Consider the following 24024-nt stretch of genomic DNA (forward strand, 5'->3'; position numbering starts at 1 on the left):
CCGACAACCCGAACGTAATGGACGAAGAGGATCGGCCGGGGCCCGAGACCGACCCGGCCGAGCGGGCCGACGTGTCCGACGTGTCCGACGTCGACGGAGTCGACTCGGCGACGAACGGGCCTGACTCAGAGGCGAACGGACCTGACTCAGGGGCGAACGGACCCGATGTATCCGAATCGCTTGATCCGAGCGGCACCTCGGAGGAGGATCGGTTCCACGGGGATGACAACCGGGGCGAACGACCGATTCGGACCGCAGTTGAGCCGTCCGCGGAAGAGACGGAGAGTTTGGTCTATCGATTCCGTCACGACAAGGAGGGCGCGTTGATGTGGATTCGGGAGATGCTCTCCAGCGTCGCCATCGTCCTGGTGATCGGACTGCTCCTGTTCGGGATCAGCGGAGTGTGGCCGCCGATGGTCGCCGTCGAGTCGGGAAGCATGGAGCCGAACATGAAGGTCGGCGACCTCGTCTTCGTCACAGAGCCGGGGCGGCTCGCGCCCGACGCGGCGACCAACGACGTCGGCGTGGTGACGTACGAGGAAGGCCGACGCGCCGACTACCGGACGTTCGGGTCGTACGGGTCCGTGGTGATATACCGACCGCCCGGACGGACGGCCTCGCCGATCATCCACCGGGCGATGTTTCACGTCGAGGAGGGAGAGAACTGGTACGACCGCGCCGACGAGGAGTACCACAACGCGGCGGGGTGCGCCGAGCTTCGCAACTGCCCGGCGCCGCATAGCGGGTTCGTCACGCTCGGCGACAACAACGGCGCGTACGACCAGGCGAACGGCCTCGCGGCTCCGGTCAAGGCCGAATGGGTTACGGGTGTCGCGCGAGTGCGCGTTCCGTACCTCGGGTACGTTCGTCTGATAGCGAGCGGGCAGGCTGAACTGGGCGACGTCCTCGGGACGACCGTGGCGGCGGATCACGTCGCGGTCGACGGACTCGAAAGGGGCGGTGGACACGACGAGACGCAGGGACCCGACGAGCTGGACGAACCAGACGCGAGCGGTTGGCCGACGGTTTCAGGTGGAGGATCGCTGGCGAGCGTAGCGCCGTGATGCCAGCAGGCTGACCGACGCGGTTCAGTTGTCGAATCGGGCCTGAACGAACGGCTGCGCGTTCTCGATATCGCCGAGACGGGAGTCGGACAGCAACACCGCTTCGGTTTCCTCGACGGGCACCGACAGCCCCATCTCCTTCGTGCGGCCGTAGCGGCCCTTCGAGACGACGACCGCGTTGACGATCCCGAGCATGTCGAGTTCGCTGATGAGGTCGGTGACGCGGCGCTGCGTGAGCACGTCCGCGTCGATCTCCTCACAAAGGCGCTTGTAGATGTTGAACACCTCGCCGGTGTTGATGTTGTGGACGCCGTTCTTCTCCAAGAGGATCACAGCGAAGAGGACGATCTTGCTTTGGGTCGGGAGCGTTCGGACGACCTCCACGACGCGGTCGAGTTCGATCTTGTCCTGGGCCTGGCGAACGTGTTTCTCCTCGACGATCTCGGCCTGAGAGCGCTCGGCGAGCTCGCCTGCGGTCCGGAGGAGGTCGAGCGCGCGGCGGGCGTCGCCGTGCTCCTGGGCCGCGAACGCCGCACAGAGGGGAATCACATCGTCGGTGAGCGCCTCCTCTTTGAACGCGATGTCGGCGCGGTGTTGGAGGATGTCCCGGAGCTGGTTCGCGTCGTACGGGGGGAAGACGATCTCCTCCTCCCCGAGGCTGGACTTGACGCGGGGGTCGAGGAAGTCGGTGAACTTCAGGTCGTTGGAGATCCCCATGATGGAGATCCGAGACCGAGTGAGCTCGGAGTTCATTCGAGAGAGGTTGTACAGGGTGTCGTCGCCGCTCTTCTCGACGAGTTTGTCGATTTCGTCGAGCATGATCACGACCACGCGCTCGTGGTAGTCGACCGCCTCGAAGAACGTCGTGTAAACCCGATCGGTCGGCCACCCGGTCATCGGGACCTCTTCCATCTCCTCGGCGTCGTCTTCGAGTTCCTCGATCCGCGTGTCAAGGTCTTCGAGCGTCGCGAACTCGGTGCTTGAGAGCACTTCCGAGTCGTCGACCGCGTCGGACCTGAGGGCTCGGTACTCGTCGAGGCGGTCCGCGATGACCTGCTGGTTCTTCTCGATGAACGTGTTGGCGAGCTGGGCGAGGACGCGGTACTGGGTGTCGGTCACTTCGCAGTTGATGTACTCGACCTCGCAGGGGACGTCGTACTTCTGGGAGGTCGATTCGAGCTCCTGTGAGACGAACTTCGCCGACGCGGTCTTTCCCGTGCCCGTCTTACCGTAGATGAGGATATTAGAGGGAGTTTCGCCGCGGAGTGCGGAGACGAGGATCGTCGCCATCCGGTTGATCTGGTCGTTCCGGTGCGGGAGCTCGTGCGGGGTGTACGATGGACGGAGTACCTCCTTATTCTCGAATATGGGTTCGCCGGAGAGCAGGTCGTCGAACAGTCCTTGACTGTCGTCGTCGTCGAGGACGACGCCATCGAGGTCGACGTCGGGAGAGGAGCGATCCCGTCCGCCGCTTCCGAGCTTAACGTCGGCGTCAGCGGTGACCTCCGAGTCGGGAGTGACCGATTCGTCTGCGGTGTCCTCCGCGTCTGGAATTATCTCCTCATCGACCGTGTTCTCATCGTCAACAGTTGTCTCCGCATCGGAGACGCGCTCTCCGTCGGTGGGAGACTGTCGTCCGTCGGTTGGAGTCTCTCCCCCAGTTGGGAGCTCCACGTCAGAGTGCGGACTATCGGTGTCGTTTTGATCGATGTTCGCGACATCTCGGTCGGCGTTCGGTGCGGCGCTGGAGTCACCGGCGTCCGCTTCGACTGCGCCGTCCGACGAATCCGGTGGCGGATCATCGAGACCCTCGTCCGTCACGGGCGGATCGTCGGTTTCCCCGCCGTTGTCTCCTGATTCACCCGCCTGCGATGTGTGCTCTGTTTCGTCCATGTAAACCCCTTTGTTTCAGGTGGAGATGTTGCCGTTTGCGGCGAGCTACGCCGCGTTCCGCCCTGAAACGTAGACATCGGACGCGATTCGTGCGTACCGATGTCCAGTTGATGCAGTCGAACCAGATGAAGAGGCGGTACTAAAGTGTTGCTCTCCGGACTCGAAACACACCGTCGGTTCGAAAACACGGCGACGAGTGATTCGTCTCTACTGGACGTCGACAGTCGGCGGACGTGACTCTCGGTCTCTTACGGTCGCGTCCATACCGAGGGCGCGGACGCCGACGCTCCATAACGAATCGGGTGGTCTGTTGTCGTCGCCGTATGCTGGCGTCAGTCGTAGTGTTCTGCCGTCGATCGGCTGGGAGGTTTCGAAGGAGGGACGCGTGAGATTTCGAAGCGGGCGCGCCGATGCGGAGTACGTCTCCCCCGGATCACGAGCGATATTTGGGAACGGCGGAGGAGAGATGCGACAGTCCTGTCGACGTGAAATGGGGGCGTTTCGTCTGAACGGTCGGTATCGTTGATCTCGTGGAAAACTCGTAACCCATCTCTGAGGGTGAACGAACCCGGACAGTTGAGGCGACCGATGTGAGACAGAGCTGATATAGAGAGGTCGGTTCCCCGACCCCCCCACCCCTTTGTTTCGGGTGGAACTCGTTGTGAGGGTGGGTGGGCATTCTGAACGAGGCTATTGAAACGAGTGGTTTTATATATAATGTGCTATAACAGTACCCTCGGCAAAGCCCTCACATAGATTGTGGTTGGTTTTTGTTTGTTTGAACTCTGATTTAATACGATATTAATAGGGGACGACAACCAGCGGGGCATCCCCCGACCCACCCACCGACACCACTGACCGTCTCCACTCGAAACAAAGGGGTGGGGGGCGACACCGGTTAGGCTGGCGGATATGAGAATGGTGGCGGTTAGGGTGACGGCGGTTACCAACATCGACACTGGACGCTTTCGTGAATCGACACCGACCGTCTATCTCTCGACGCCTCTTGTCAGTGCGATCTCGTCTAACCACACGGCCGGATCGTCGAGGTCGTACGCTTCAACCGAAGCATCAGCCCCCAACCGTTCATTTCGAACCGTCGAAACGAAAACGGCATCAGACGATACAAATCCGTAGACCGGGGATTTCGGCCGATCGCTTCGTCTGACGCAGTTCTTAAGTGAGAGGGGTGTGGATTCTACGTTAATCCCCCGAACGAACCAAGATCACGGCCGGATCGGACGGTAGCACACAACACGGATCGTTTGGGAGAAATTGGAGGCTAGGATGGGACTGCTCACGAATCTTAAAGACAGCATATCACGGGTCACTGACGGGCTGTTCGCGGCCGACGAACCCAAACGAATTGGGATCTACGGACCGCCGAACGCCGGGAAGACGACCCTCGCAAATCGGATCGCACGTGACTGGACGGGCGACGCCGTCGGGCCAGAGAGCCACATCCCGCACGAGACTCGACGCGCTCGACGCAAAGAGAACGTCGAAATCGAGCGGAATGGACGGAAAGTCACGATCGACATCGTCGACACGCCGGGCGTGACGACGAAGGTCGACTACAAGGAATTCCTCGACCACGACATGGAGAAGGAGGACGCAGTGCGTCGCTCCCGCGAAGCGACGGAAGGCGTCGCCGAGGCCATGCACTGGCTCCGCGAGGACGTCGACGGGGTCATCTACGTTCTCGACTCCAGCACGGACCCGTTCACCCAGGTGAACACGATGCTTATCGGGATCATCGAGTCGCAGGACCTCCCGGCGCTGATCCTCGCGAACAAAACGGACCTTCCCGGATCGGACGTCCAACAGATCGCCAACGCGTTCCCGCAGCACGAGACGATTCCGCTCTCGGCGCTCGAAGGCGAGAACATGGACGAAGTGTACACGAAAATCGCGGAGTACTTCGGCTGATGCCTGGCCCGACCCCCAACGTCGATGGCGGGGCCTCCTCCGACGACTCCGACGACGGTGGCGTCCGGATCGACATGATAAGCGGCGCCCGGATGGAGGGGCTTACCGGGATGGAGAAGATCCGTCTCATCCTCGACGGCGTTCGCGAAGGGAACATCGTCATCCTCGAAGAGGGGCTCTCTCCCGACGAGGAGTCGAAGCTGATCGAGGTGACGATGACCGAGATTAGCCCGGACGACTTCACCGGAATCGAAATCGAGACGTACCCCAAGGCGGAGACGAGCAACCAGAGCTTCCTCGACAAACTGATGGGTCGGAACTCTGCGCAGAAGCTCACCGTCATCGGCCCGGCCAACCGGATCGAGACGCTGCACAAAGACGAGAATCTCATCAGCACGCTCGTCTCCCGCAAATAGATGCCCCACCAGTGTACCACCTGTGGCCGGGCGTTCCCCGACGGTTCGAAGGAGATGCTCTCCGGCTGTCCGGACTGCGGTGGGAACAAGTTCCAATTTAAACCCGCAGGCGCGACAACCGACGAGCAGCCGACGTCCACTGAGCAGCCACCATCCACTGAGCAACCGACGTCCACTGAGCAGCCACCATCCACTGAGCAACCGACGTCCACTGAGCAGCCACCATCCACTGAGCAGCCCACGTCCACTGAGCAGTCGACCTCCACCGAGCAGCCGACGCCCACTGGCCAGGTAGATGCCAGCGCCGACGCCGATCCGGCACCAACGGCCGACAGGCAGTCATCCGCAAACGAGCACTCCGGGGATACACCGGCTTCAGACGATCAACCGCCCGAACCGGCCGACGCGGCCGATCCGACGACCGGAACGGAACACGTCCGGGAACGGAGCGAGGAAGACGTCGCGCAGGCGAGCGCTCGGTCCGACGTCGTTTCGCCGGACGAACTCGACCGAGCGAGCCAACCCGTTAGCTCTGATTCCGACCCCAACGCCGACGACGCTGCCGCCCCTGACGGCCCACGTCCCGACATCAACGAACTCCGCGACGAACTCAACGAGCAGTTCGAGAGCATCCGGATCGTGAGCCCGGGCAAGTACGAGCTCAACCTGATGGAGCTGTACGACCGGCAGGAGTACATCATCTCCCTGCAGGAAGACGGACGGTACATCATCGAGATGCCCGACGCGTGGGGCATCCAAGACGAATAACGGCCGACAGACCGTCCCACGCGCACCGCTTCTAACCGACTTCTCGTCCCGTCGGTCTCCCTCCCCCGTCCGCCCGTTCGGGCGACCCTTGTCGAATTGGACACAGTTATGCGGCTTCCTCCGTTACGGGCGCTCATGTCTGCTGATCGCGTTTTCAATTCGGGGGGTCGAGACGTCTCTCGTCTACACGGCTGCGACGAAACCGGCTCGAACTCATTCGACGGGGTGTCCGTATGCGCGTAGTCGCCAAATTCGGCGGAACGAGCCTCGGTAGCGGCGATCGGATCGAACGCGCGGCCGACTCGGTCGCGAACGCGGTCGAGGCCGGCCACGAGATCGCCGTCGTCGCGAGCGCGATGGGGTCGACGACCGACGATCTCCTGGAGGATATCACCTTCGAGACCGACGACGCCGATCGCGCCGAGATCGTCTCGATGGGCGAGCGAACCAGCGTCAGGATGCTCAAAGCGGCGCTCTCGGTTCGCGGCATCGACGCTGTCTTCCTCGAACCCGGACATCCCGACTGGCCGGTGATCACGAACGAACTCGGCGAGGTCGACGTCGAGGAGACCAAGAAGCGCGCGGAAGCGATCGCGGAGCGACTCGACGGCGTCGTTCCGATCATCACCGGCTTCCTCGCGGAAGACCACGACGGCAACGTCACGACGCTCGGTCGCGGCGGCTCCGACACCACCGCGGTGATGCTCGGAAACTACATGCACGCCGACGAGGTCGTGATCGTCACCGACGTCGAGGGCGTCATGACCGGCGATCCTCGCGTCGTCGAGGGAGCGCGAAACGTCGGCCAGATCACCGTCGATGAACTGCGAAATCTCTCGTTCCGTGGTGCCGAGGTCGTCGCGCCCTCCGCGCTCTCGTACAAGGACGAGAACCTCGACGTCCGCGTCGTCCACTATCAACACGGCGACCTCCTCAGGGGCGGGACCCGAATCGAGGGGCAGTTCGAGAGCCTGATCGACATGCGCGAGGAGCCGCTCGCGTGTCTCACCATCGCCGGACGCGCGATCCGAAACCGCTCAGGAATCCTCTCGCAGCTCGCGAACGCTCTCCGCAAAGAAGAGATCAACATCGACGCGGTCGCCTCCGGAATGGACTCGGTCACGTTCTACGTCGACGTCGACAAGGCAGAGACCGCCGAGGCGCTCCTGCACGAGGCCGTCGTCGACGACGAGGCGCTCTCGTCGGTGACCGTCGCCGATCCGATCGCGGTCATCCGCGTCACCGGCGGCGAACTCCCCAACCAGGCGGGCGTCATTCAGGAAATAATCGCCCCGCTGGCCGAAGACGGGATCAACATCATCGACCTCATCACGAGCGCGACGTCGGTCGCGGTGTTCGTCGACTGGGACGACAAGGAAGCGGCGCTCGAAATCGTCCAACGACGCTTCGACTGACGACCCACTGCCGTCTTCTATTTCGACCTCGCCTTCGCTCTCGAACTACGCTTCGTTCCGACCGTCCAACTCGTCGAACTCGATCCGGTAGCGGGTGGTTCGTCGTCCCTCGAACCGCGGGCCGCTCCCCGCGGCCGTGAATCCCGACGCCTCGATAATCTCGCTGGTCTCCTCGTCGTTCGGGACGACGACCTCGACGCCCATCTCCTCTCGTCGCGCGAAGCGGCGCGGCTCCTCGAACAGGCGTTCGATCGTCGGGCCGCTTCCGTCGAAGTCGGTCACGTGAACGGTGTCGGCGCGAACGTCGAAAGCGACGAATCCCCGTACCGTCTCCTCGCCGTCGTCATCTTCTCCCTCGCCGTCGCTTTCATCGCCGTCGTCATCTTCGCCCTCGCCGTCGCTTTCATCACCGTCGTCATTCCCGTTCTCGCCGTCGCTTTCATCGCCGTCGTCATCTTCGCCCTCGCCGTCGCCACTTCCCTCACCGCCCTCGCCGTCGCCACTTCCCTCACCGCCCTCCCCGCCACTCTCCTCGACCGCGACTCGAACCGACCGGTCGTGGATCATGTTCCGCATGACCTCTCGCGGCCGATCGGTCGCCGTCGCCAGCGCGTCGGCGTCGGATTCGAGTGCGTCGCGGATTCGCATACCGCCGCTAACCGACGACTCTGTATAAATCCGCTGCCGTCGGAACCGCTTCCCGCTCGCTCGAAGTAATATAGTTTTAAACAACCCGCGGACGCAACGTTCAACATGTCCAAAACCACCACGATCGTTCTCGGAACGATCGGCGTGTCGGCGGCCCTGTCCGTGCTCATCATCCTCTCGTACGTGCTCGGCTGATGTTCTCCTCCCGGCCGCTCGACGACGACCTCGACGCGGTCCGCGGGGATCACGCCCCCGGATCGCCCGTCCTCGACGTCGATGCGGACTTCGAGACCCTCCCGCCGGCGGCCGCCGAGGACCTCGGTCTGTTCGTCGACTCCCTCTCGCCCGCGTCGTTTCCGACGGAGTGGCTCCCCGACGACGTGCCGGCACTCCTCCGGCGGTACGCCGGCCCCACGTTCACCGTCGGTCTCCCCGGAGACGGCACCGTCGTTCGAACGACCCAGACCGACCCGCAGACGGTGCTCGTCAAGAAGCGGGCGGAGGGGACCCCGGACGGGTTCCTCGCGTTCCTGATCGCAGAGCGGCTGGTACAGGTCGGCGTCTCGCCGCCCGCCGGATCGCTCCCGGACGGCACGCCCCCGGATCGCCTCCCCGAGAGCTTCCTCCCGTTTTTCGGCGATCGGTACCGCAACCTCGACGCAGCGATCCGACGACCAGATCCCGACACGGGCGCCTCAACCACCGGATACGGCCCAAATGACGTGTTCCAGGTCGCCGTCGCGCTGTACGACGCGTGGGTCGGACTACACACCCGCGACGTCTTCGCGTCGTGGGAGGGGCGCCACCCGCGACTGTACGACGCGTGGGTCGACGCCGGCACTCGCTTGGAGGGCCGTCTCGGCGACCTCGTCGGCGAGGTCGCTCGCGGCGAGACCGACTTCGCGAGCGCGACGGAGTACGCCTGCTCGGCCGTCCGACACGGTCTCGACCTCCCGGCGCCGTTCGCCGCGCTCGACACGGGTGCCTACCGCGAGCGCGGCGCTCCCTACGCGGTGAAGTGGGCGGAGAAAACGTTTGAGTCGATGGTCGACGCCGACGCCTGACGCCCTTTGGTTTCCACCAGTCGACGGCCGTTCGCCTTTATATGTCGACGGTAACGTTGCCGTCGCCGTCGAGTTCGATGACGCCCTCGAACAGGTCGCGGAACCGGTCGAGCGTCGCGACCTCGTGAACCTCCTCGGAGAGGTGGAAGATCCCGACCGCGTCGTGTTCGTCGAGGAGGTCGAGGATGTCCTTTGCGGCCTCGTACACCGCCTCGTCGTCGGCGTAGTACGCCATCTCGGTGAGCGAATCGACCGAGACGCGTCGCTTCCCCTCGCTCTCGGTGAGGAACCGCTCGACCCGGTCGACGACGCCGTCGAGGTCGTCCGGGGCGGAGACGTAGAAGACGTCGTCACTGGAGCGTCGCGAGTAGCCGCGCTCCACGGAGAGCGTGTCGAGAATGGTCGCTTTCGTCTCGTCGACGTCGTAGTACTCCAGTTTCTGTTCGACCTCTCGCGCCGTCGTCCGCGTCGAGACGACGAGGAACGCGTCGGTGTCGGTTTTCAAAAAGTCGGTGTCGATCCGGTCCGTCTCGCCGATGCTCGGATGAACGAGGAGAAGCCCGGTGCCGCCAGGGATCGTTTCCGGCCCGTTCTCGATGGCGAGCGAGTAGTCCATGGGATCGGAAACCGCCCGACCGACTTAACGATGCGGGCCGCTCCACCCGAACGAGACACCCACCGGGCCGCCCCGGCCGACCGCTTTTTCAGCGTGCCCGCCGTCGGGACGCACGATGGTCGGCCACGACACCGCGCGCGACGTCTACCGACAGGCGCTGCCGGTGATCCTCGTCAGTCTCGTCGCCGGACTGTTTGCCGGCACCATCCTCGGCTCCGAAACGATGCGGGCCGGTATCTCGGAGGTCCCCGGTCTCCTCCTGCTGCTTCCCGCGTTTCTCGCGACGCGCGGCGGCGTCTACGGTTCGCTCGGCGCGCGCCTCTCGACCGGCCTCCATCAGGGGGTCATCGAGCCCCGATTCCGACTGGACCGGCGGCTCACCAACGCGATCGTCGCCTCGTTCATCAACGGGATGAGCGTCTCCGTCTTCATCGCCGTCGTCACCTACCTCTGGTTGACCTTCCTCGGAACCGAGGGGGACCTCCTCCAACTGGTCGGCATCATGGTCGTCGCAGGGATGCTCTCGGCGGGGCTCATGATCTCGGTACTGATCGTCGTCATCTTCACCGGGTACCGGCGGGGGCTCGACCCGGACAACGTGATCGGACCGGTCGTCACGACGCTCGGTGACGTGTTCGGGGTCTTCTTCCTGCTCGTCGGCATCTACGCTGTGGGGGCCGTGTTGTGACGGACCGTGACGCGGCTGACCGCTCCTCGAGCTCCGGCGAGACGACGATACCGGACGAGTGGTCGATCCCTCGTATCGTCCGGACGATGGTCCCCATCCTCGCCACGCTGTCGCTGCTCCAACTCGTCTCCGGCACCGTCCTCGAGACGTACGAAGCGGTCCTCATTCAAAACCCGGCGCTGCTCGTATTGGTCCCGGTGCAGATCGGGACCGCGGGGAACCTCGCGTCGATCACCTGTTCGCGGCTCACGACCCAACTGTACCTCGGGACCTACGAACTCGACCCGTCGAACCCGGACCTCAGGGCGAACGCTGGCGCCGTGTTCGCGCTCGCGGCGACGGTCTTCGGAGTGGTCGGCGTCGCTGCCTGGGCCATCGGCGTCGCACTCGGCGGCACCCTCGGACTCGGGCGCGTGCTCCTCGTCTCGCTGATCTCCGGAATGCTCCTCGCCGTCCTCGTCGTCGTCACCAGCGTCGCCGCCGTGGAAATCTCCTATCGCATGGGGTTCAACCCGGACGACACGACCATCCCCGTGGTCACCAACGTCTGCGACATCGCCGGCGTGTTGATCCTCTTCGCCGTCGTCTCGGTCATCGTCTGAACCCCGATAGTCGCTCGCCCGCGATCAGAACACGCTGTCGGCCGTCGCGGCGCCGACGACGCTGAACACCGCGCTGACGGAGATGGCCTTGAACGTCGTCGCCCACAGCTCGACTCCCGTCACGCCCTGCTGGATGAGGAAGGTGTCAGGCGCGTCGAACAGCACGGCGAGGACGGCCACGGAGCCGAACGCGACGATCATCAACGACACGAAACGGGCGGGAATCCCCACAATCTCTTTTTCAGTCTCGGGGTCGCGGTCGGTGTCGGCCCGGTAGAGCGCCGCGTAGCCGATCAGCGCGACGAGACCGGCGGTCAACACCCCCTGGATTGCGTTCATGCCCGCGGCCAAGTCCCACACCTCTCCGGTGACGACGAACGGTCCCGCGAGGAGGAACCCGCCGACCGCCTGCTGGGCGGAGTCCGCGATGCGGAACTTCGGTCGGCGGAGGCTCCCGGGACGCTTCATACCCCACGAATGGAGTGGCAGCGGATAAAACGACGGCGTTTATCGCCCGCCTCTTGCATCGTTCGCCATTCCTCACGGGCCGGTCGCCCGCGCACCGCGACCGGGACTCTCCGAACCGGTTTTCACCCGGCCGCCCGTCGTCTCCCCATGAGCGTTCGCGAGGAGTTCGACGAGTGGGCGACATCGGGGAAGGACCGCGGGATGGAAGACCGACACTGGCACACCGCCAAACACGTTCTCGCGCGGATCCCGATCGAACCCGGCGATGCGGTCCTCGATCTGGGCACCGGGTCCGGCTACGCGCTCCGCGCGCTCCGCGAGCGTGGCATCGGCCGCGGGTACGGGCTCGACGGGGCGCCGGAGATGGTCCGCAACGCCCGGACGTACACCGACGACGACGCGGTCGGCTTCCTCGTCGGCGACTTCGACGCGCTCCCCTTCGCCGACAACTCGCTCGACCACGTCTTCTCGATGGAGGCGTTTTACTACGCGGCCGATCCGCGAAACACGCTCCGGGAGATCCGCCGCGTGCTGAAGCCCGGCGGCACGTTCTACTGCGCCGTCAACTACTACGCGGAGAACGAGGCGAGCCACGCGTGGCAGGACAACATCGGCGTGGAGATGACGCTGTGGAGCCGAGAGGAGTACCGCGAGGCGTTCCGCGACGCGGGCCTGCACGTCGCCGGCCAGGACAACGTCCCCGACCGCGAGATCGAAATCCCGGACGCCGACGCGTTTCCCACCGACGAGTGGGACTCCCGCGAGGCGATGGTCGACCGCTACCGGACGTGGGGAACGCTGCTGACGGTCGGCGTCGCGCCCTGAACCCGGCTTGCGCCGCGCCCTGAACCCGGCTTGCGTCGCGCCCTGAACCCGGCTTGCGCCGCGCCCTGAACCCGCCTTGCATCGTGCCATGCCCCCGTTCGCACGTCGCGTCTCGAACCCTGCCCGTCACGCTTTCGGCGCGTTCGGTATCGTCTCGACTTCGGCGGGAAACTACGGAAATTTCTCTGCTGTCCCCGAAATCGCCCATCTACGGCCCAGAAACCGCCCATCTACGGCCGCGAAACCGCTTGAAGCACAGAATTCTTTATCCAGTCCGCCGAAATCCGTGTATGGCTCGAAAACTGGACAACGTCGACCGCGGCATCCTCTACATGCTCCAAATCGACGCCCGAAACACCACGTCCCAAGACATCGCGGACAAGGTCGGCGTCTCAGCGAGCACCGTCCGAAACCGGATCGAGCGCCTCGAAAACGACGGCGTCATAACCGGCTACCAGCCGAAAATAAACTACGAGGAGGCGAACCTCCCGTTTCGCGTCATGTTCGTCGTCACTGCACCCCCGACGGACCGGGGCGAAGTCGTGGAGAACCTCATGGACCTACAGGGCGTCGTCGACGTCAGAGAGATGCTCACGGGGCGGCGGAACATCCACGTCGAGGTGGTCGGGAAGAGCACGGAAGACATCGTGCGCGTCACCGATAACATCCACGAGATGGGGGTCGAAGTCGATAGCTCCGAGATCATGAAACAACGGAAATCGCAGCCGTTCAACCACTTCTACTTCTCCGAGTCATTGGTCGAGACGCAGGAAGACGGCGAGTCGGCGGAGTGAGTCTCATCTGTTAAAAACGCAGGTTTGTGGCCTACATTTGCCATTTTAACATCCACAGATTGTTTTAAAAACAGATATTGGGTGTTTATGTGTGGATGTGATAAAAACCTATAATATTGTCAAGAAAGTTGTATACGTGCACTCTCCGTTACCTTCGTATGAGTAAATCAGATCTCTCTAACCCATCTCTTCGGTTCGATCCAGACGAGACCACATACCGGGCTAATTTCGACTCCGACTCCGACTCGGCGAGCGAAGCCGTCGTCTGGGCCCTTGCGGAGATCACGGGACGATCTGCGGACGAACTGGAACCGATCCGGTCCGTCGTCGACCCCATCGTGTTTGATTCCTTAGTTCGGCGTCGACGCCGGCCCATTCAGGTGAGCTTTGCCTACAACGGCCACGAGGTCACGGTTGCGAGCCGCGGTGAAATTATCGTCCAGCCGGCTCAGTCGGACGGCGGTGCCGATTACGCTCATTGTTTCAGCGAGGACCAGCCACCGTCCGAAGCGGTGGTCGAGGCGGTCGCCGCGGTGAAGGGGAAAGATCCGCTGGAGTTGGAACCCATCTACGCACAGCTCGACTCTGACGCACTCGACGATCTGGTGAACAATTCGGGCGAGGAGCCGACACTCGGACTCCATATCTCGTTCCAGGTGACTGGCCTGCGCGTCGACATCTTCAGCAACCGACGCATCGTCGTCAACTCGGCCGACAACACCTGAGTGAGCCGCACGCCCGACCGAAAGCGGTCGCATTCGGGGGTCGGTCGCCGAATCCTTTAATTGTGTGACTCGGTAACATGTACATTCTCCGATGGAGCTCCGCTGCGAGGGCTGTGCCGGCTGCTGCGTCGACTGGCGGCCGCTCGACCCGGACGCCGCCGGTTCTGACCGCGCCGGTGAACGCCCCCCACTCGACGACGCGTACGACCTCGTCCCGCTCACCCGCGACGAAGTCGCCGCCTTCCTCGACGACGGACTGGGCGACATCCTCGTCCCTCGGCTGTTCGAGCCCGCCGAACGCGACCTGAGCGTCTCAATCGACGGGGTCGAGGTCGCCGCCGCCCGCGACCGCCCGGTGTTCGTGCTCGGTCTCCGGAAACCGCCCAAGCCGGTCGCACCGATCGGAACCGAGGAGTCCCGATGGCTCGACGCCTGCGTCTTCCTCGACCCGACGACGCTCCAGTGTCGGATCTACGACGACGACCGCTACCCCCGGACCTGCGCGACCTACCCGGGACACAACCTCGAACTCGGGGTCGAGACCGAGTGCGAGCGCGTCGAGGACGCGGGCGGCGGCGACCGCCTCCTCGACGACGAGTCGCCCCCTGACCTCCCGCCGCCGGCGTTCGGCCCGCAGGCGCTCGGGGCGACCATCTTCGCGTACCCCAACCCCGACGACCTCGACGGCGTGGTCGACCGGATTCGAGCCGACGCGCTCACCGCCGACGACCGCGCCCGGTTCGTGGGCGCCGCAGTCGGCTCGCGTCCCGGATCGCTGTCAGTCGACCGCGACCGCATGGCCGAGGCCCGCGCTCGTGCCCGCGACGCCGACTCGTGGGCCGGGCGCGCCGTTCGCGAGTGGACCGACCGCGCGGGCGCCGACGGCGACTGTGTCGACCTCGACGCCGAGTCCCGCGACCGCCTCGTCAGCGAACTGGAGGACGACGCGGGCGCGCCCGGGACGCCGGGGTGGGACTGACGGGACGAACGACCGTCGACGCCGTCCCGGCTATCGAGTTCCCGTCGCCCGCGCTCACCCGCCTCGCTTGCGATACCACACGCGCTCGCCGACCGGCGACTCGCCCTCGTCGATCCGGAGCCGCTTCACGAACAGGTCCCTGACGGCGAGCGTGATCACGAGTTCGACGGGGTCGTTGCCGGCGTCATCTGCTTGTGTCCCCTCGTCCCCCTCGGACGCGACCGGGCGAACCGTCACCACCGCGTGGCCGTCGCGCTCGTCGATCGACTCTATCGCACCGACCGACCATCGGTCGACGTGGTGCGACGGCTCTCGCGCGTGGACGCGGTCGTGGTTCACTCCGCTCCCCCCTCCACGCGCCGCACCGTGAGCGCGGCCTCGCAGGTGCACTCGACCTCGCACTTCGAGCACTCCGAGGCCGGCCGCTCGATCGGATCACGGTGGACCGTCTCGTATCCGTGGCGGTCGAACAGCTTCTCCGGCGAGTCGTCGCCCCCGTGGTACCACGAGTCCCCGAGGAACAGGTCGACTCCGCGTTCCGAACCGATCGCGTGCAGTCGCTCGAGTAGCCGGCTCCCGATACCCCGCCCGGTCGCCCCGTCTCGGACGTACCCCATCTCGAGGTGGCCGTACCGCTCCGCGGCGGGGATCAGTCCCGGATCGTCGAAGAAGTACATCTCGTCGGTGACGGCGACCGGGTCGTCGAACTCGCGAAGCGCCATGACCCCGAGGATCGGGCCGTCGCCGTCGGCCTCGCCCTGACCGCCGCTGACCTCGGTCGCGACCAGCACGTGGTACGTCGGGTCGTCGAGACCGAGGTCCACGCCGTAGGTGCTCCCCTCGGTGAAGTGCGCGGTGATGAGCGTCTCAAGCTCCTCGGCGTCCCCGGGTCGCGGCGCTCGGAGTGCGATCTCGTCCATTTCTCGGCGCTACGCTTCCCGGGGCCAAGAGGTGCGCGGTGGCGGGGTCGCCCGGCTTCTATCTCGCTTCGTCCGGCCGCCAGACGCCCTGTTTCCGGTCGAGCCACGCGACGACGATGACGTGGGGGAGCGTCAGGCGCGGCTCGGAGGGGGACGAGAGTGGTCGACCGCGCCGTGGGCCATCCCAATAACAAGCGTGCCCAGCGCGAACGTCGCGACGCCGACTTCCACCGGAAACAAGGGGGTCACGGCGCCGATCGGGAGCAGTGCCGCGAGCGCCAGCGCGGGGTAGAGCGCGAACCACGGCCCCGTCCGCGTACCACCACGCCCCGCGTCGGATCATGTAGCTGATCCACGGCGTCGTGTACACGTACGCGATGGCGACGCTCGGCGCGTCGATCGGTCGGACTACGCCTCGACCGACAGCACGCCGTGCCCCTCCAGCACCTTCCCGAGCCGGAACATGGAGGCGACGACGGCGTCGCAGACGGGCCGGACCGCGTCCTTCGGAACGAACCCGATCGCGAGTCCGGCCACCTCCAGCATCGGCAGGTCGTTGGCGCCGTCGCCGATCGCGACCGTCTCGGTCATCGGTACGTCGAGGTCGGCGGCGAGATCGGCCAGCGCGTCGTCCTTGGTGCCCTCGATGAGCGGTCCCTCCGCGTCTCCGGTGAGTTTCCCGCCGGCCATCGGGAGCCGGTTGGCGACGATCGTGTCCGCCTCGACGCCTTCCTTCGCGAGCGCGCGCTCGACGCCGCGCTCGAACCCGCCCGTGAGCACCGCGACGTGGTGCCCCTCGGCCTGCAGGCGCTCAATCAGGTCGCCGGCGCCCGGTCGGAGCGTCACCTCGTCGAACGCGGCCGCGACCGCGTCCTCGTCGAGTCCGGCGAGTAGCTCCGCGCGCTGATAGAGGCTCTCGGCGTAGCTGAGTTCGTCGTTCATCGCCCGCTCCGTGATCTCGGCCACCTCGTCCGCGACGCCCGCGCGCTCGGCGAGCAGGACCGTCATCTCGGAGTCGGAGAGCGTGCCGTCGAAGTCGAACGCGATGAGGCTCATGGGCCACGTTCGGCCCGGAGGGGTTTTTAAATACCTGATCGCGCACCGAGGCGGCGGGCTCACCGCCCTTTTTACCCGCCGCCGCCCTTCGTCCGTTCATGGACCGACCAGCCGCGGACCGCGCCGACGTCGACGTTGACGACCTCCTGAAGGTCATTCTCGGGCTCGCCATCGTATGGCTTCTATTGGAGATTCTCGGCGTGGTGCTGGACCTCACGTTCGCCCTCTTGGACGCGCTGCCGATGCTGATCGTCGTCGCCATCGTCGTCCTGATCGCGTTACGGCTCACCGATCGACTCTGAGGCGTGTTCAGCCTGAACGTCCCGCTGCCGCCGACTGTCGGGCGTCTCGCGGCCGATCTCCACCCGAAACAAGCGGGGTTCGATCGCGTGCGAGAGCGGCACACGCTCGTCTGCAAACGCTTCGGCGTCGAGGACCTTCCGAACCGCGTCGCAGACGGTGGCGGATCCGGCCGCTCCGACCGCTCAGACCGGTCGGACGCCGATCCCGCCGACGATCCGACCGCTGACAAAACCGACGCGGTCGCGGCGCTGTGCGACGACCTCCGCCCCCACCTCTCCGAGACCGATCCCTTCGAGGCGGCGGTGACCGGCGTCGACGTGTTCGACGCACCGGCCTCCGGGTCGCGGCCGGTGGTGTATTTCGCCGTCGAGAGCGACGGACTCGTTCGGCTCCATCACCGCCTGTGCGCCGCCTACGGCGCGATAGAGGGGATCGAGGGGGACGACTACGTCCCGCATATCACGCTGGCGCGCGGCGGGAACCCCGAACCGGGCGTCGTGGCTGATTTGGTGGACTCCGAGATAGACCCGATCCGGTGGCGCGTCCACGCGCTCGACGTGTACGACCCCGAGTTCCGCGAGGTCGCAGCGACGATCGAATTATAAGTAGCTGACTCGGTTTCGGCGGCGAACCGCTCAATTTCTCGGTCGATCGCTTATAAATGGTCGCTCGAGGTTCCCTATTCCGCGTGCTCCGTTCGCCGGTGATCACCGCAGCTGCTGCCGGCGACACGAAGCGCCTCGCCGTCGGGGGTCGGTTACCGCTCGCGGATTCGCATCGGGACCGGGTGATCGGGGTGCATCGTCAGCGACCCGCGCAGCGAGAGGTCAGGCCCCTCGTAGTCGAGGTCGTACCGCGAACACACCTCCGCGAGGATCAGCTTCGCCTCCAGCAGCGAGAACGCCTTCCCGATGCAGTGGCGCGGGCCGCCGCCGAACGGGAAGTAGGCGAACCGCGGGCGCTGACTCCGGCGCTCGGACGTCCAGCGGGCCGGGTCGAATCGCTCGGGATCGTCGTACCAGCGCGACGATCGGTGGATCACCCACTGCGACAGCATGAGCGCGGAGCCCTCTGGGATCCGATACCCACCCAGTTTCACGTCGAGTTTCGGTTCGCGGAACAGGGTGTAGACGGGCGGGTACAGCCGCATCGATTCGTTGAGGACGCGGTCGGTGAACGCCATCTCGCGCGCGTCGGTCGCGGTCGGGGGGCCGTCGGCGGTCGCCGCCGTCGCCTCGGCGGCCACGCGCTCCCGCGCCTCGGGGTGGTTCGAGAGCAGGTAGAAGGTGTACGTCAGCGCCAGCGCGGTCGTATCGTGCCCCGCCAGCAGCATCGTCACCAGTTCGTCGCGCAGGTTCTTGTCGGACTGCTCGCCCCGGTCGCGGGCGCGTAACAGGACGGACAGCAGGTCCATCGGGAGGTCGCCGTCGCCGTCGCCGGCGGGTCCGCGCACCGCGACGCCCTGGGGCCCGGCCGGGTCGACGTTCGGGTCGCGCTCGGTCCCCCGGCGGCGCTCGACGATGCCGTCGATCACGGATTCGAGGGTGTCGATGGCGGCGTCGAACTCGCGGTTCTCGCGGGTCGGCACCCAGTTCGGGATCAGGAAGCGGCGCGGGTCGGGCTCGAACCGGGCGCCGAGCGGCTCCAGCTTTTTCTGGACCGTCTTTACCTCCTCGTCGGTGATGTCGGCGCCGAACATCGCTGAGACGATGATCTTGACGGTGAGGCGGGCGACCTCCAACTGAATGTCGACAATCTCGCCGTCGTTCCAGTCCGCGAGCTGTGACTGCGTGTGGTCGACCATCGTCCCCGCGAGCGCTCCGATCCGGCGGTTGTGGAACGAGGGGTTCGCCAGCTTCCGCTGGCGCTGCCACGTCTCCCCCTCGCTCATGAGGAGGCCCTGTCCCAGCAGGGTGTCCATGGCGTCGTCGCCGAACTGCGGCTTCCGGTATCGCTCGGCATCGGCGACGAGGACGCGCTCGATGTCGGCGGGGTTCGTCAGGAGGTACGTCTCTCGCGGGCCGAGGTCAAAGCGGACGACGTCGCCGTAGCTGTCGGCGCAGGCGTGCATGAACGAGAACGGGTCGTCGGCGTACTGGCGACCGTTGCCGAAGACCGGGTCGCCGATGGGTCCGGGCGGCGTGGCGGACATACGAGAAACAAGGTCTCGGCGAGGTTAAACGTTCGGCGGGAGACGGCCGAGCGCACGGCCGACGCGGTCGATCAGACCGATTCAGCCAACTTACTGTTGGGCGTCCAGCCGCTCGACTCGCGCGATCAACTCGTCGACGGCGACCTCCTGATCGTCGGTCGCCTTCACGATCCGATCGGTCGCCGCCTCGGTGCGGTCGGAGCGCTCTCTGACCGCCTCCAGCGACGACGTGAGCTCCTCGACGGTCGCCGCCTGATCGTCGGTCGTCCGGGCGACCTCCGCGACGCCCGCGGCGGCCTCGTCGACCGCGTCGGCGATCTCTTCGAGCGAGTCGAGCACGGTCTCGATCTCCGTCCCGGCGTCCTCGATCCGGTCGTGCGAGCGCTCGACGGCAGTGCTCGTCTCGTCCGACTGCGCTTGGAGTTCGGCCAGGCTTTGCGTGATGTCCTCGGTGTAGCCGCGAGTCTCGTCGGCGAGCTTCTTCACCTCCTCGGCGACGACCGCGAAGCCGTCGCCCCCCTCGCCGGCCCGGGCGGCCTCGATGTTGGCGTTGAGCGCGAGTAGGTTCGTCTGCTCGGCGACGTCCGAGATGACCTCGATCACTTCCTCGATGTCGTCCATCCGGTCCGAGAGCGCGCCGACGCTCTCGACGAGTTCGTCCCCGATTTCGATCACGTCCTCGGTCGCCTCGCGAGCGTCCTCGCTCGCGTCGAGCCCCTGGTCCGCCGATTCGCTGGCCGCGACCGCCGCGGAGTCGACCTGATCGGCCGTGGCGGCGACCTCTTCCATGCCGGCCGAGAAGGACTGCATCTCGGAGACGCTCTCCTCTAACAGCTCGTTCTGCTCGTCGACGTTCTCGGCGATGTCGGCGGCGGCGCCGCTCGCCTCTTGAACGGTCTGGTCGATCTGCTTGGCCTGCTGGTGGACGCTCTCGGAGAGGTCCTGGAGGTTCTCGGCCATCTCGTTGACGACGTCGATGACGCCCAACAGCTCCGTGTCCAGGATCTCGCACTCCTCGTGACAGACGGCGCGGGCGTCGAGGTTCCCCTCGCCGATCGCCTCGGCCGTGCCGCGGATCTCCGAGACCAGCTTCTTCGTGGCGTCGCGCTCCTCGACGTTCTCCGTGCGGTCGATGACGACTTCGGTGACGCCGACGAGTTCGTCGCCGTCGTACAGCGGCGTCGCCGTGAACTCGATGTGCTTCCGCTCGCCGTGTTGGTCGATCATCGTACTGGTGTCACGGTAGCGGTTTCGGACCGAGTCGCAGCGCTCGACGCCGTACACCTCGTCCGCGTTCTGTGGGGCGTCGAGCACTTTATCGGCGAGGGTGTCGGCCCGACGGCCGTCGGGGTAGAACAGCTCCGAGACGTGGCCGTGGCCGATCGCGTCCTCGCGCTCGCTCCCGGTGAGCGAGACGATCAACTCGTTCCACTCGGCGACGTTGCCGTCGGCGTCGAGGATGAACGTCGGAACGCTCGTCGCGTCGAAAACCTGCTCGAATCCCGCTCTGGCCACCGTCCCGGCCCGGTCGATGCCCTCCTCGGTGACTGCGACCTCGTTGCCGTCGGCGCCGCCCGATCCGTGCTCGCCGTCGGGGCGGTCGTCGGCCGCGGAGTCGTCGACGACGACGCCGCCGTCCGGGACCGACCGCGAGTTCCGATCCCGTCCGAACACGCCTCGGAGCAGCCCTCGAAGTCCCGTCATATATACGGACTCTCTCTGAAGCCCCCAAATAAACTGCACTCTCCAGTATTCAGGTCTGATAACCACCTCAGTCGTCGGACGATAGGACGCTCCTCGGCCCTGTTGGCCGCGTCCCGACTCTCCCGCTCGCCGGCGGCCCGCCCGCAGCGTTCAAACGCGTCGGGCGGTTACCTCGGGCCGATGGACGCCGACGCCGTGCGCGAGCGGGCCGCGGACCTCCCCGCCGAGCCCGGCGTGTACCAGTTCCGCGCGGGGGAGACGACGCTGTACGTCGGCAAGGCGGTCGACCTCCGAGACCGGGTGCGGTCGTACGCGGACCCGCGCTCGGGACGCATTCGCGGAATGATCGCGCGTGCCGACCGCATCGAGTTCGCGGTCACCGACACCGAGACGCAGGCGCTGCTGCTGGAGGCGAACCTCATCAAGCGGCTGCAGCCTCGGTTCAACGTCCGCCTGAAAGACGACAAGTCGTACCCGCTGATCGCGCTCAGCGATCACCCGGTTCCCCGGATCGAAGTCACCCGCGACCCTGAGGAGGGCGCGGTCGCCTACGGCCCGTTCACGGACAAGGGCCGCGTCGAGACCGTGGTGAAAGCGGTCCGCGACGAGTACCGGCTTCGCGGCTGCTCGGACCACAAGTACGCGAACCGCGACCGGCCCTGCCTCGACTACGAGGTGGGTATCTGCTCGGCCCCCTGCACCGGCGAGATAACGCCCGAGGAATACGCCGAGGACGTGGCCGCCGTCCACCGGTTCTTGGAGGGCGAGACGGGGGTCCTCGCCGACCCCCTGCGTCGGCGGATGGAGGCCGCCGCCGAGGGCGCCGAGTTCGAGCGCGCCGCCAACCTCCGGGACCGCCTCGAAGCCGTCGAGGCGTTCCACGGTGAGGGCGGTGAGGCCGTCAGTGACCGGTCTGACGACCGCACCGTCGACGTACTCGCGGCCGCGGTCGAGGGCGATGTCGCCCGCGTCGCCCGCCTCCACAGCGAGCGCGGTCAACTGGTCGACCGGAGTCGCCATCGGCTGGACGCGGCGGCGGTGGGCGACGACTCCGACGGAGTGCTGGCCGACCCGATCGATTCGACTGAAGCCACCGATCCGACCGAAGCGACCGGAGCGATCGATCCGACTGAAGCCACCGATCCGACCGATCCGATCGACTCGGACGCCAACACCCCCGCCGGGGTGCTGTCCGCCTTCCTCACCCAGTACTACGCGGAGCGGGAGTTCCCGGACGCGGTCCTCTTGGCCGAACGCCCGTCGGACCCGGACGTGGTAGACTGGCTGGAGGCGGAGGGGGTCGCGGTCCGGGTGCCCGGTGCGGGCCGGGAGGCAAAGCTGGTCGAACTCGCACTTAAAAACGCCCGCAAACGCGGGGGCCGCGACGACCCGGTCGGCGCACTCGGCGAACGGCTCGGGATCAGTCGTCCCGAACGCATTGAGGGGTTCGACGTGAGCCACGCCCAGGGCACCGCGGTCGTCGGCTCCGACGTCTGTTTCGTCGGCGGGAGCGCGGAGACGGCCGACTACCGACGGAAGAAGCTCACCGACCGCAACGACGACTACGCGAACATGCGCGAGCTGATCCGATGGCGCGCCGAGCGCGCGGTCGAAGGCCGGGACGACCGCCCCGACCCCGACCTGCTCCTCATCGACGGGGGCGATGGCCAGCTCGGCGCGGCCCGCGACGCGCTCGCGGAGACCGGCTGGGACGTGCCCGTCGTCGCGCTCGCGAAGGCCGAGGAGCTGGTCGTCACCCCGACCGGCACCCGCCGATGGGACGACGACGCGCCCGAACTGCACCTGCTCCAGCGCGTGCGAGACGAGGCGCACCGCTTCGCCGTCTCCTACCACCAGACCGTCCGCGACGAGGTGAAGACGGTCCTCGACGACGTGCCCGGCATCGGTCCCGCGACCCGGCGCCGACTCCTCCGTCGGTTCGGGTCGGTCGAGAACGTGCGCGAGGCGTCAGTCGAGGACCTCACCGACGTCGACGGTATCGGCGAGACGACGGCCGCGACGCTCCGAGCACGGTTGTAACCGAACGCCGCAACCGGCGGCAGTCACGTATAACAATGGAGCCGACACGAACGTCTGCGAGCGGTCGGTCGGCCGCGGGCCAGCACGTTCGTGAGTGTCGGTGACGGGGCTGAGGTGCCGCGAGATGCGACTGTGGGACGGGGACTCAACGGGCGGATCGTCACTGAGGTTCGATCCGTTCGACGTGGACCACCGCGGCGGGCTCGCGCCAATCGTAGACCGACGGCGGAAGGTTTCCAACCCCTTGGATCCCAGGGTGGGGGCGGATCACGTCGTCTTCCGCGATGTCGGGGTTACTCTGACCGGTCCCTTCCGGTTGGCCGCCGAGGATGAGCGTCTTGGCCGGCGGAACGAGGTCACCGAACTGTTCGGTATTCTGTTCGGTTCCGGCGTCGTACCCGTTGGCATAGAGCGTCTTCGACTCGTTGACCTCCGTCGGAAGGTCGACGGTATCGAGCCCGACGAACCCGTCGTTGGTTCCGACGAGCATGCTGATGAACGTCAGCTTGGTCGCGCTGGCGTCAGCAGAGACCTGCAACTCCGTGAAATACGGCAACCCGGTCTGACCGGGGTCGGCTTCCGGGACGAGCGGCCCCTGCGCCACGGCGCTGCCTCTGATCGCGTTCGTCTCGCTGATCAGTGTCGAGAGCGGGTCGAGATTTCCGTTCTCAGCGATCTCTTTGGTCGCCTCGTTAGCCGGGTCGCCGACGGAGAACACCTCGACGCTGGGGCGGTGGAGCGCCACCGCGGGAGGAGTGAACGGCTGTCCCCGCGTGAGGTTCGCGACCGTCACTCGATACGTCCTCATGTTTCCGCCGTCGTTCTGTGCCAGTACGGTCGCGTTGCCGAGTGCTAATCCACCGAGCGCGACGCCGCCGGCCGTCAGCGCACGCCGTCGGGTGAATCGGGGCTGTGAATTGTCGTCTGTCATCTCTGGTACTCCCAGAAGGAGCGT

At 66.0% G+C, this 24024-nt stretch carries 26 protein-coding genes and 2 pseudogenes; 16 read left to right on the top strand and 12 right to left on the bottom strand.

Annotated elements, in window-relative coordinates:
• Positions 1-17 precede the first annotated feature (17 nt).
• Positions 18-1064: a S24/S26 family peptidase gene (locus ACNS84_RS05290; protein ID WP_435073808.1), complete on the top strand. Its 1047-nt coding sequence runs from the start codon at positions 18-20 to the stop codon at positions 1062-1064.
• A 24-nt stretch (positions 1065-1088) separates the two neighbouring features.
• Here ACNS84_RS05290 and ACNS84_RS05295 read toward each other — a convergent pair whose 3' ends face one another.
• Positions 1089-2957, bottom strand: coding sequence for a Cdc6/Cdc18 family protein (locus ACNS84_RS05295; RefSeq protein WP_435073809.1), 1869 nt, complete (start codon positions 2955-2957; stop codon positions 1089-1091).
• A gap of 1287 nt (positions 2958-4244) precedes the next feature.
• Between ACNS84_RS05295 and ACNS84_RS05300 the strand changes: the two genes are divergently transcribed.
• The 4 genes from ACNS84_RS05300 (at position 4245) to ACNS84_RS05315 (ending at position 7485) form a co-directional block, all read left to right on the top strand.
• Positions 4245-4886, top strand: a complete 642-nt coding sequence (locus tag ACNS84_RS05300; RefSeq protein ID WP_435073810.1) for an Era-like GTP-binding protein — start codon at positions 4245-4247, stop codon at positions 4884-4886.
• On the top strand, positions 4886-5302 hold the full coding sequence (locus ACNS84_RS05305; protein WP_435073811.1) for a DUF2073 domain-containing protein: 417 nt from the start codon (positions 4886-4888) through the stop codon (positions 5300-5302). Before ACNS84_RS05300 ends, ACNS84_RS05305 begins: the two co-directional genes overlap by 1 nt.
• Positions 5303-6070 (top strand): Zn-ribbon domain-containing protein, encoded by a 768-nt coding sequence (locus ACNS84_RS05310; protein ID WP_435073812.1) that lies wholly within the window; start codon positions 5303-5305, stop codon positions 6068-6070.
• 233 nt (positions 6071-6303) lie between these two features.
• The gene (locus ACNS84_RS05315) at positions 6304-7485 is read left to right on the top strand and encodes an aspartate kinase (protein ID WP_435073813.1); all 1182 of its coding nucleotides are present in this window, start codon (positions 6304-6306) and stop codon (positions 7483-7485) included.
• A gap of 45 nt (positions 7486-7530) precedes the next feature.
• Here ACNS84_RS05315 and ACNS84_RS05320 read toward each other — a convergent pair whose 3' ends face one another.
• Positions 7531-8133, bottom strand: a complete 603-nt coding sequence (locus ACNS84_RS05320) for a hypothetical protein (protein ID WP_435073814.1) — start codon at positions 8131-8133, stop codon at positions 7531-7533.
• 105 nt (positions 8134-8238) lie between these two features.
• Here ACNS84_RS05320 and ACNS84_RS05325 point away from each other — a divergent pair, with 105 nt between their 5' ends.
• Entirely contained in the window at positions 8239-8328 is a 90-nt protein-coding gene (locus tag ACNS84_RS05325) for a hypothetical protein (RefSeq protein WP_435073815.1), read from the top strand.
• A complete protein-coding gene (locus tag ACNS84_RS05330) occupies positions 8328-9197 on the top strand; it encodes a DUF7089 family protein (protein WP_435073816.1) in 870 nt (289 codons plus the stop codon). Before ACNS84_RS05325 ends, ACNS84_RS05330 begins: the two co-directional genes overlap by 1 nt.
• 37 nt (positions 9198-9234) lie before the next feature.
• On the opposite strand, the gene ACNS84_RS05335 is transcribed toward ACNS84_RS05330, so the two are convergent.
• A complete protein-coding gene (locus ACNS84_RS05335; RefSeq protein WP_435073817.1) occupies positions 9235-9813 on the bottom strand; it encodes a DUF7090 family protein in 579 nt (192 codons plus the stop codon).
• 115 nt (positions 9814-9928) lie between these two features.
• Here ACNS84_RS05335 and ACNS84_RS05340 point away from each other — a divergent pair, with 115 nt between their 5' ends.
• The gene (locus tag ACNS84_RS05340; protein WP_435073818.1) at positions 9929-10501 is read left to right on the top strand and encodes a magnesium transporter; all 573 of its coding nucleotides are present in this window, start codon (positions 9929-9931) and stop codon (positions 10499-10501) included.
• An 86-nt stretch (positions 10502-10587) separates the two neighbouring features.
• Complete coding sequence (locus ACNS84_RS05345; RefSeq protein WP_435074706.1) at positions 10588-11103, top strand: magnesium transporter; 516 nt, start codon at positions 10588-10590, stop codon at positions 11101-11103.
• Positions 11104-11127: 24 nt separating this feature from the next.
• Here ACNS84_RS05345 and ACNS84_RS05350 read toward each other — a convergent pair whose 3' ends face one another.
• Positions 11128-11571 (bottom strand): DUF2391 domain-containing protein, encoded by a 444-nt coding sequence (locus tag ACNS84_RS05350; RefSeq protein ID WP_435073819.1) that lies wholly within the window; start codon positions 11569-11571, stop codon positions 11128-11130.
• A 147-nt stretch (positions 11572-11718) separates the two neighbouring features.
• On the opposite strand from ACNS84_RS05350, the gene ACNS84_RS05355 reads away from it, so the two are divergent.
• The 4 genes from ACNS84_RS05355 to ACNS84_RS05370 all read left to right on the top strand — a co-directional run bounded on the left by ACNS84_RS05355 (position 11719) and on the right by ACNS84_RS05370 (position 14894).
• Positions 11719-12396, top strand: coding sequence for a class I SAM-dependent methyltransferase (locus ACNS84_RS05355; RefSeq protein WP_435073820.1), 678 nt, complete (start codon positions 11719-11721; stop codon positions 12394-12396).
• Positions 12397-12686: 290 nt separating this feature from the next.
• A complete protein-coding gene (locus tag ACNS84_RS05360) occupies positions 12687-13190 on the top strand; it encodes an Lrp/AsnC family transcriptional regulator (RefSeq protein ID WP_435073821.1) in 504 nt (167 codons plus the stop codon).
• A gap of 158 nt (positions 13191-13348) precedes the next feature.
• Positions 13349-13915 carry a HalOD1 output domain-containing protein gene (locus ACNS84_RS05365; RefSeq protein ID WP_435073822.1) on the top strand — a complete coding sequence of 189 codons (567 nt, stop codon included), beginning with the start codon at positions 13349-13351 and terminating at the stop codon, positions 13913-13915.
• Between the two features lie 91 nt (positions 13916-14006).
• On the top strand, positions 14007-14894 hold the full coding sequence (locus ACNS84_RS05370; protein ID WP_435073823.1) for a YkgJ family cysteine cluster protein: 888 nt from the start codon (positions 14007-14009) through the stop codon (positions 14892-14894).
• A gap of 54 nt (positions 14895-14948) precedes the next feature.
• On the opposite strand, the gene ACNS84_RS05375 is transcribed toward ACNS84_RS05370, so the two are convergent.
• The 5 genes and pseudogenes from ACNS84_RS05375 to serB form a co-directional block, all read right to left on the bottom strand.
• Entirely contained in the window at positions 14949-15233 is a 285-nt protein-coding gene (locus ACNS84_RS05375; protein ID WP_435073824.1) for a DUF7861 family protein, read from the bottom strand.
• Positions 15230-15814, bottom strand: coding sequence for a GNAT family N-acetyltransferase (locus ACNS84_RS05380; RefSeq protein WP_435073825.1), 585 nt, complete (start codon positions 15812-15814; stop codon positions 15230-15232). The genes ACNS84_RS05375 and ACNS84_RS05380 overlap by 4 nt, the downstream gene beginning before the upstream one ends.
• Positions 15815-15948: 134 nt before the next feature.
• Positions 15949-16096, bottom strand: a pseudogene (locus ACNS84_RS05385) (Brp/Blh family beta-carotene 15,15'-dioxygenase); the annotation flags it as partial.
• 7 nt (positions 16097-16103) lie between these two features.
• A pseudogene (locus tag ACNS84_RS05390) lies at positions 16104-16199 on the bottom strand (lycopene cyclase domain-containing protein); the annotation flags it as partial.
• Between the two features lie 23 nt (positions 16200-16222).
• Positions 16223-16870, bottom strand: a complete 648-nt coding sequence (gene serB / locus ACNS84_RS05395) for a phosphoserine phosphatase SerB (RefSeq protein WP_435073826.1) — start codon at positions 16868-16870, stop codon at positions 16223-16225.
• Between the two features lie 98 nt (positions 16871-16968).
• On the opposite strand from serB, the gene ACNS84_RS05400 reads away from it, so the two are divergent.
• Together ACNS84_RS05400 and ACNS84_RS05405 are read left to right on the top strand one after the other, a co-directional pair.
• Entirely contained in the window at positions 16969-17172 is a 204-nt protein-coding gene (locus ACNS84_RS05400; protein ID WP_435073827.1) for a DUF7554 family protein, read from the top strand.
• A 3-nt stretch (positions 17173-17175) separates the two neighbouring features.
• Complete coding sequence (locus ACNS84_RS05405; protein ID WP_435073828.1) at positions 17176-17778, top strand: 2'-5' RNA ligase family protein; 603 nt, start codon at positions 17176-17178, stop codon at positions 17776-17778.
• Positions 17779-17930: 152 nt separating this feature from the next.
• Here ACNS84_RS05405 and ACNS84_RS05410 read toward each other — a convergent pair whose 3' ends face one another.
• Together ACNS84_RS05410 and ACNS84_RS05415 are read right to left on the bottom strand one after the other, a co-directional pair.
• Positions 17931-19325, bottom strand: coding sequence for a cytochrome P450 (locus ACNS84_RS05410; protein ID WP_435073829.1), 1395 nt, complete (start codon positions 19323-19325; stop codon positions 17931-17933).
• Positions 19326-19415: 90 nt separating this feature from the next.
• The gene (locus ACNS84_RS05415) at positions 19416-21029 is read right to left on the bottom strand and encodes a methyl-accepting chemotaxis protein (protein WP_435073830.1); all 1614 of its coding nucleotides are present in this window, start codon (positions 21027-21029) and stop codon (positions 19416-19418) included.
• A 180-nt stretch (positions 21030-21209) separates the two neighbouring features.
• Here ACNS84_RS05415 and ACNS84_RS05420 point away from each other — a divergent pair, with 180 nt between their 5' ends.
• Positions 21210-23069 (top strand): excinuclease ABC subunit C, encoded by a 1860-nt coding sequence (locus tag ACNS84_RS05420; protein ID WP_435073831.1) that lies wholly within the window; start codon positions 21210-21212, stop codon positions 23067-23069.
• A 160-nt stretch (positions 23070-23229) separates the two neighbouring features.
• On the opposite strand, the gene ACNS84_RS05425 is transcribed toward ACNS84_RS05420, so the two are convergent.
• Complete coding sequence (locus tag ACNS84_RS05425) at positions 23230-24000, bottom strand: spondin domain-containing protein (RefSeq protein WP_435073832.1); 771 nt, start codon at positions 23998-24000, stop codon at positions 23230-23232.
• Positions 24001-24024: the final 24 nt, after the last annotated feature.

Source organism: Halorubrum wangae (assembly GCF_051194135.1).
Lineage (GTDB): Archaea > Halobacteriota > Halobacteria > Halobacteriales > Haloferacaceae > Halorubrum.